6 protein-coding genes and 1 pseudogene are annotated in these 8,185 nt (G+C 43.4%); 3 read left to right on the top strand and 4 right to left on the bottom strand.

Annotated elements, in window-relative coordinates; translation table 11 throughout:
* Window positions 1–104: 104 nt before the first annotated feature.
* The 3 genes and pseudogenes from carA to folA all read left to right on the top strand — a co-directional run bounded on the left by carA (window position 105) and on the right by folA (window position 4,995).
* A complete protein-coding gene (carA, locus tag CEX73_RS00640) occupies window positions 105–1,265 on the top strand; it encodes a glutamine-hydrolyzing carbamoyl-phosphate synthase small subunit (RefSeq protein ID WP_101626699.1) in 1,161 nt (386 codons plus the stop codon).
* 10 nt (window positions 1,266–1,275) lie between these two features.
* Window positions 1,276–4,518 (top strand): annotated as a pseudogene (gene carB, locus CEX73_RS00635) (carbamoyl-phosphate synthase large subunit).
* 3 nt (window positions 4,519–4,521) lie between these two features.
* Window positions 4,522–4,995, top strand: coding sequence for a type 3 dihydrofolate reductase (folA, locus tag CEX73_RS00630; RefSeq protein WP_101626698.1), 474 nt, complete (start codon window positions 4,522–4,524; stop codon window positions 4,993–4,995).
* A gap of 12 nt (window positions 4,996–5,007) precedes the next feature.
* Here folA and apaH read toward each other — a convergent pair whose 3' ends face one another.
* From apaH to pdxA, 4 genes are read right to left on the bottom strand one after another with little or no spacing between them, the layout of a single operon-like run.
* Complete coding sequence (gene apaH / locus CEX73_RS00625) at window positions 5,008–5,838, bottom strand: bis(5'-nucleosyl)-tetraphosphatase (symmetrical) ApaH (RefSeq protein WP_101626697.1); 831 nt, start codon at window positions 5,836–5,838, stop codon at window positions 5,008–5,010.
* Window positions 5,839–5,841: 3 nt separating this feature from the next.
* Entirely contained in the window at window positions 5,842–6,219 is a 378-nt protein-coding gene (apaG, locus tag CEX73_RS00620) for a Co2+/Mg2+ efflux facilitator ApaG/CorD (RefSeq protein WP_101626696.1), read from the bottom strand.
* A 49-nt stretch (window positions 6,220–6,268) separates the two neighbouring features.
* A complete protein-coding gene (gene rsmA / locus CEX73_RS00615) occupies window positions 6,269–7,078 on the bottom strand; it encodes a 16S rRNA (adenine(1518)-N(6)/adenine(1519)-N(6))-dimethyltransferase RsmA (protein WP_101626695.1) in 810 nt (269 codons plus the stop codon).
* Window positions 7,071–8,087, bottom strand: a complete 1,017-nt coding sequence (gene pdxA / locus CEX73_RS00610; protein ID WP_101626694.1) for a 4-hydroxythreonine-4-phosphate dehydrogenase PdxA — start codon at window positions 8,085–8,087, stop codon at window positions 7,071–7,073. Before pdxA ends, rsmA begins: the two co-directional genes overlap by 8 nt.
* Window positions 8,088–8,185: the final 98 nt, after the last annotated feature.

Here is an 8,185-nt window from a genome sequence, read left to right as displayed (position 1 = left end):
CGCTTTGGTTGATTAGCTACTAGGTAAATCAAAAACCTATAGTAAACAAACAAAGTAACGTGTCAAATTGATAATATTTTGATGTTTCTGAATGGGAGGCTCTTTTGACAAGAAAAGCGCTGTTGGTTCTGGAAAATGGAACTCAATTCTATGGTACAGCCATAGGAGCAGAAGGTACAACAGTAGGGGAAGTAGTTTTCAACACATCTATGACTGGTTATCAAGAAATTCTCACTGATCCTTCTTATTTTCATCAAATTGTGACTCTTACTTATCCTCATATCGGTAATACTGGTACCAATGAAATCGATAACGAATCCTTGCGTGTACAAGCGCAAGGTTTGGTTATCCGTAATTTACCACTTGTGACTAGCAACTACCGCAGTACCCTACCACTGTCTGAATATCTAGAGCAAAAAAATGTCATCGGAATAGCAGAAATAGATACCCGTAAGTTAACGCGTTTGCTACGCGAAGAAGGTACACAAAATGGTTGCATCATCGTCGGTGATATGTCAAATGCGAAGCTAGCGCTACGCAAAGCGCGTGAATTCCCTGGCTTGAATGGCATTGATTTAGCAAAAGAAGTCAGTACAACTAAACCATATAGCTGGACTCAGGGTAGTTGGAACCTTAAGGAGAGACTGTCGGTACAGGCTGCCAAGACATATTTACCATATCATGTTGTTGCTTACGATTACGGCATCAAACGCAACATTATGCGTATGCTAGTCGATCGCGGCTGTCGGCTTACTGTTGTACCGGCCAAGACTACGGCGGATACCGTACTAGCGATGAATCCAGACGGAATTTTACTGGCCAATGGCCCTGGTGATCCAGCACCATGCGACTATGCTATTGCGGCTATCCAGACCTTTCTGACCACTGATATTCCACTATTTGGTATCTGTTTGGGCCATCAATTACTAGCTATGGCTAGTGGTGCTCAAACGGTAAAAATGAAGTTTGGTCATCATGGTAATAACCATCCTGTTAAGGATTTAGTCTCCGGTAAAGTTATTATCACTTCCCAAAACCATAGTTTTGCGGTAGACGAGCATACGTTGCCAGACACACTGAGAATTACTCATATATCTCTATTTGACGGTACCCTACAGGGCTTACATCGCACTGATAAACCTGCATTCAGCTTTCAGGGACATCCCGAAGCCAGCCCAGGGCCACACGATGTCGTATCACTGTTCGATCACTTTATTCAATTAATTGTTGCCTATCGTTCTCAGTATCACATAATAAATAAGTAAGAATGCCTACATGCCAAAACGTACCGATATAAAAAGCATACTGATTATAGGTTCCGGCCCAATCGTTATTGGCCAGGCCTGTGAATTTGATTACTCCGGTGTGCAAGCGTGTAAAGCACTACGCGAGGAGAGCTACCGAGTAGTCCTAGTTAACTCTAACCCTGCGACAATCATGACTGACCCCGATATGGCTCATGCTACTTACATCGAGCCTATTGATTGGGAAGTAGTACGCAAGATTATTGAAAAAGAGCGCCCCGATGCGATGCTGCCGACTATGGGCGGCCAGACAGCACTAAACTGCGCACTGGACTTAGACCGTCAAGGAGTACTAAAAGAGTTTGGAGTAGAGATGATAGGCGCTACCGCCCATGCTATTGAGCAGGCGGAAGATCGCCAGCTTTTTGACAAAGCCATTAAGAAAATAGGTTTGGAAACCCCGCGTTCAGGTTTTGCCAGCAACATGAAAGAAGCACTAGCTGTAGTCGCTAACATTGGGTTTCCTTGTATTATTCGTTCCTCATTTACGTTAGGTGGGACAGGAAGTGGTATTGCTTACGATAGAAAAAATTTTCAAGTAATTTGCGAACGTGGGCTAGATTGTTCTAAGAACGGTAAACTATTAATAGAAGAATCACTCATAGGTTGGAAAGAATATGAAATGGAGGTAGTACGCGATCATAAAGATAATTGCATCATCGTTTGCTCTCTCGAAAACATAGACCCTATGGGCATTCATACCGGAGATTCTATCACCGTTGCACCAGCGCAGACACTTACTGATAAAGAATATCAGATCATGCGTAATGCCTCTATGGCCGTTTTGCGTGAAATTGGTGTGGAAACTGGTGGCTCTAATGTGCAGTTTGCGGTGAATCCTAAGACAGGACAACTCATGATTATCGAAATGAATCCACGCGTATCGCGCTCCTCGGCTTTGGCCTCTAAAGCAACGGGATTTCCCATCGCAAAGATCGCGGCAAAGTTGGCGGTCGGCTATAATCTTGATGAGCTGATGAACAGTATCACCGGCAGTAGAACACCGGCTTCGTTTGAGCCTTCTATCGACTATGTCGTAACAAAAATACCACGATTTAACTTCGATAAATTCTCCGGTACCAGTGATCGTCTGACGACACAAATGAAATCTGTTGGCGAAGTTATGGCTATAGGACGTACACAACAAGAGTCGCTACAAAAAGCATTACGAAGCCTGGAAGTAGACGTAAAAGGTTTTGATCCTAAAGTAAAACTGGAAGATCCAGAAGCACTAACAATAATCGAACATGAGCTTCAAAATCCCGGCAGCGAACGCATTTGGTTCGTAGCGGACGCGTTCCGCGCTGGCATGTCAGTAGACAATGTATTTCATCTTACCCATATCGACCGCCCGTTCTTGATGCAAATTGAAGAACTCATACAATTATAAACGAATGTGGCAAACATTGGTATTACTGTTTTGAAAGCAGATTATCTTCGTAAATTAAAACGTAAAGGATTCGCTGATGCGCGTCTAGCAACATTAGTAGGTGTAGAGGAAGTTGATATTCGCCAATTAAGAGAAAATTATAACCTCTATCCAGTCTATAAGAGGGTCGATACCTGCGCTGCTGAGTTCTCCACGAATACGGCTTACATGTACTCTACCTATGATGATGAGTGTGAATCTGATCCCTCTCATAATCGTAAAAAAATTATAGTATTGGGCGGGGGGCCGAATCGTATCGGCCAAGGCACTGAATTTGACTATTGTTGCGTGCATGCTCTGCTAGCATTACGTGAAGAAGGTTATGAACCTATTATGGTTAACTGTAATCCAGAGACGGTGTCTACTGATTATGATATTTCAGACCGACTCTATCTCGAGCCTGTTACCTTAGAAGATATCTTAGAGATTGTGCGTATAGAACAGCCTGATGGCGTTATTGTGCAGTATGGTGGACAAACACCACTCAAACTAGCGCGCGCATTAGAAGCAGAGGGAGTACCAATAATAGGAACCCAACCTGACGCTATTGACCGTGCTGAAAATAGAGAAAGGTTCCAGAAAATGATAAATCACCTGGGTTTGAAACAGCCTACCAACGTGACTGTGACTAGTATGGATATGGCGGTAGCAAAAGCAGCTACCATAGGTTATCCACTTATGGTACGTCCTTCTTATGTCTTAGGCGGCAGAGCCATGAAAATTATTTATGACGAGATAGATTTGCTGTTCTCTTTCCAGAAAGCATTTAGTCTATCTTCTCATGACCCTGAAAGACCGGTACTGCTAGAGCAATTTATTGATGATGCAATAGAAGTAGATGTAGATGCCATCTGCGACGGAGAAACAGTTTTAATCTGCGGCATTATGGAACATATCGAGCAGGCAGGTGTGCATTCAGGTGACTCTGCTTGTTCGTTACCAGCCTGCACTCTGAACCATAAAATTCAAGACGAAATGCGTCGGCAGGTAGAACAACTTGCTTTTGAGCTCCAAGTCATCGGCCTGATGAATGTGCAGTTTGCGGTTAAAAATAACGAAGTTTACTTAATTGAGGTTAACCCGCGCGCTGCCCGTACCGTCCCTTTTGTCTCTAAAGCAACTGGAGTAGCACTTGCTAAAGTAGGCACTAAAGTGATGATTGGTAAATCTCTAATTGAGCAGGGAATCACCCATGAGGTTATTCCACCTTACTATTCCGTGAAAGAAGTAGTGCTTCCATTCCATAAATTTCCAGGCATAGACCCCATTCTAGGACCCGAAATGCGTTCTACTGGTGAAGTCATGGGAGTTGGCCGCACTTTTCCTGAAGCCTTCGCCAAGGCTATGCTTAGTAGTCAATCTCGCATTAACAAAAAGGGACGAGTTTTTCTATCGATCGATGAACAAAATCAAGACCGAGTCGTAGATCTCGCCATGAAATTACTTCAGCATGGCTTCGAGCTAGACGCAACAGAGAGTACCGCTGAGATCCTGACAAAATCAGGTATTCATGCACGTCTGGTAAAGACTGTGGATCAAATAAACTCAGATATTCAAGTTCAAGATAGAATGAAAAATGGTGAATATAGTTATATTGTAACTACCACTCCTGAACGTAAGTCTATTGAGTATTTTAAGCTGATGAGGCGCAGGGCGATACAATATCAAGTACATTACGATACTACTATGAATGGTGCTTTTGCCACCGCTATGTCGCTTAATGCTGATGCTACAGCAAAAGTGATTTCGATACAAGAGATGCACTCAAAAATTATTAATAATTAATAAATGATTATTAGCTTAATTGCTGCGCTAACAGCAGATAGGATCATAGGAATGAAAAATGCCATGCCTTGGCATTTATCAGACGATCTGACATGGTTTAAATATCATACTAGCAATAAGCCGGTGATTATGGGCCGTAAAACTTTTGAATCTCTTAATAAGCCTTTATCTGGTAGGCTTAATATCGTCTTGAGCCGTAGTTCAATCAAACTACATGCGGGGATTATCTGGGTTAATAACCCTATCCAGGCGCTGGCAGCGGCTGGTAATGTAGCGGAAGTAATGGTAATTGGGGGGGCACAGGTGTATAATATTTTTCTTGCCCAGGCAGAAAGACTTTATCTAACTCATATTGATCTTCAAGCAGAGGGCGATACCTGGTTTCCAGATTATCAACCTGATCAATGGCGGGTAACCTTCAGTGAATTCCACCATGCTTCCCCTAGCTACTGCTTCGAAATTATCGAACGCCGATAATATTTTTACCAATTACCAATGTTTTATTCCGGCGTAAGGAATACGGATAAATTTCTTATCTTCCCAGCACAATAAAGTTAATTCGCCACCCCAACAGCAGCCGGTATCTAAACCGTAAATCCCTTCTGGTGTAGCATTTCCCAGAATCGAAGCCCAATGGCCAAAGATAATACTGTAGTTTTCCGCAATCAAACTAGGTAAGGTAAACCAAGGGCGTAGCGGTTCCGGAGCTTTATTAGGCATATCCTTGCAGATCATATCAAGCTGACCATTAGGAAAGCAGTAGCGCATACGGGTGAATACGTTTGTACTAAACCGCAACCGCGCCAGACCACTGAGCTCTTCGCTCCAGTGATGATGATTAGGCATATCTTCATACATCGTGTTCAACAATATCGGATAACTATCGCTTCTTAGTACTGCTTCAACTTCCCTGGCACATTGTAGGGCAGTATCAATGTTCCATTGCGGGGTAATGCCTGCATGGGCCATCACCATTTTGTTCTGGTTATCTACCTGTAATACCGGCTGGCAACGTAGCCAATTCATTAGATCATCGGCATCCGGCGCTTCCAGTAGTAATGTAGTACTATCTTTAAGCTGATTGCGAACAATACCGGCATACACTGCTAGTAAATGTAAATCGTGATTGCCGAGCACAATTCGTACACTGTCACCTAGCTTACGTATCAGACGTAGTACCTCCAGTGAACGTGGGCCACGGGCCACTAGATCTCCAGTTAGCCAAAGCGTATCCATAAACGAATCAAAATTAACTTGCTCTAGAATAGCCTGCAGCTCATCATAGCAACCGTGGATATCACCGATTAAGTAAGTAGACATTAATTAGTTAATGATAGTAGGAATGGCGAGACGGAAGACAGGGATAGCAACACGAAAGCTTTGTCTTTTATGATCAAGCATTTCGTAATATCCCTGCATCGTGCCTAGCGGCGTTTCTAGAACAGCGCCACTAGTATATTGAAACTCGCCCCTAGCTAAAATTAACGGCTGTTCTCCTACGACACCCTTGCCCTGTACTTCTGTTTCCTGACCATAAGCGTTAGTAATCAACCAGTAGCGACTCATAAGCTGAATATTATGTCGTCCTAAATTGCGCAGTGTGATGGTATAAGCAAAAACATAGCGATTATCCTCTGGCTGAGACTGCATTTCAATGTACATGCTTTGGACCTGAATGCAAACACGGGACGAATTAGTCATTATTTAGGCACTCCTATTAGTCCTTTTAGTCATTATTCCTTATTCCTTATTAAGTTAGACGCTCCGCCAGCACACTAGCTAAACAGCAATACTGTTCAACGCTCAGGTTTTCTGCGCGGAGCGTGGCAATAATTCCATATTTTAACAACTGTTCTACACTGAACAAGTTGCCTAGACTATTACGGATAGTCTTCCTACGCTGGTTAAATGCAAGGCGGGTCAAGGTAGATAACTGGTTAATATCTTTGACCGGATAGGGTGGTGTAGCGTAAGGCACTAGCCGCACTACTCTTGAGTCAACCTTAGGTACTGGTCTGAAAGACTCTGGCGGAACTTCTAGAACCTGGTTGATCTGACAATAGTATTGAGCTATTACGCTTAACCTACCGTAATTTTTATTATTAGGACTGGCTACTAGCCGATTGACTACTTCTTTTTGTAGCATAAAGTGCATATCATGAATGACATCAATATAGCGGAAAAGGCAAAAAATTAGTGGTGTAGAAATGTTGTAGGGTAAGTTACCAAAAATTCGTAACTTATGACCCAGTTTTGTTGACAGGTCGGCAAAGTTCACCTTTATCGCATCCTGCTGCACAATGTTCAGCTTATACTGCATAACAGGATGACTAGCTAAGCGGGCAGCTAAATAGCGGTCAAGCTCAATAACAGTCATGGTATCTAGATGCTCTACTACCTGCTTGGTAAGTGCACCTAAACCTGGTCCTATTTCAACTATAGCCTGACTAGGTTGAGGATCAATGGCAGCTACGATTGATTTGATAATATTGCTGTCCCGTAGGAAGTGCTGACCAAAACATTTACGTGCTAAATGGCCCTGATAATAATAGTTATGCATAACTATTGGTTATCATATCTATGGTGATATTGAGAGCATTTTTAATGCTGCCTGTTTCTGCTAGTCCAGTGCCGGCTAGTTCAAGTGCGGTACCGTGATCAACAGAAGTGCGAATAAAAGGTAAGCCAAGGGTGATATTTACTGCTCTCCCAAATCCTTGGTACTTAAGCACCGTCAAACCCTGATCGTGATACATAGCTAGTACTACATCAGCATGCTGTAGATATTTAGGCTGAAAAATAGTATCAGCCGGTAGTGGACCCACTATATTATAACCTTCAGCGCGTAGTACATCTAACGCGGGTCTTATCACGTCAATCTCCTCACGGCCTATATGGCCACCTTCGCCGGCATGCGGATTTAAGCCGCAGACGTAAACCCACGGCTGCATAATACCTAATTGCTGGCGTAAATGATCTACTAGTATGGTAATTACATCATATAGCATCTGATGGTTAATAACCCCTGGCACCGCACTTAGTGGCAAATGCGTCGTAGCTAACGCCACGCGCAGCGAATTGGTTGCAAGCATCATCACCACTCTTTTTCTCTGGCTACGTTCTGCGAAAAATTCGGTCTGACCGCTAAATGGTATACCACATTCGTTAATTATCCCTTTATGTACTGGTCCAGTTAGTAGTGCTGCAAACTCACCGCTAAGGCAGCCGTCACAGGCACGGGCTAACGTTGCTACAACATAGTGACTGTTAGCTACGTTAAGAACTCCAGGAGTTACTACTGCTGGGGTACGAAGTGCCAGCACGGTAAGTTCACCAGCAGGGTGAATGACAGCTGGTTGATCAGGCTGATAATAATGCAGTCGTAGCAACGGGAGACCAAGCTGCTGTGCCCGGGCCGTCAGTAAGTAGGGATCTGTACAGATTACCATTTCTACCGGCCACGTCTGCTGAGCCAGCATTACAACGAGATCTACCCCAATCCCAGCTGGTTCGCCAGGAGTGATTACTATACGTGACTTACTGCTAAGACTGGTCGATAATTTTGACATAAGCCAAGGCGAGCAGTTCCTGCATCCCGGTTAGTGCTTGTTTAGTAAACTTACGATTTAATAGCAGACGGTAAGCCTGTTTTTTGTATGCGGTATTA

This window comes from Candidatus Palibaumannia cicadellinicola (assembly GCF_002855795.1).
Taxonomy (GTDB): Bacteria; Pseudomonadota; Gammaproteobacteria; order Enterobacterales; family Enterobacteriaceae; genus Baumannia; species Baumannia cicadellinicola_C.
Note: the sequence above shows the minus strand (reverse complement) of the source record. Positions and strands in the feature narration are given on the sequence as shown.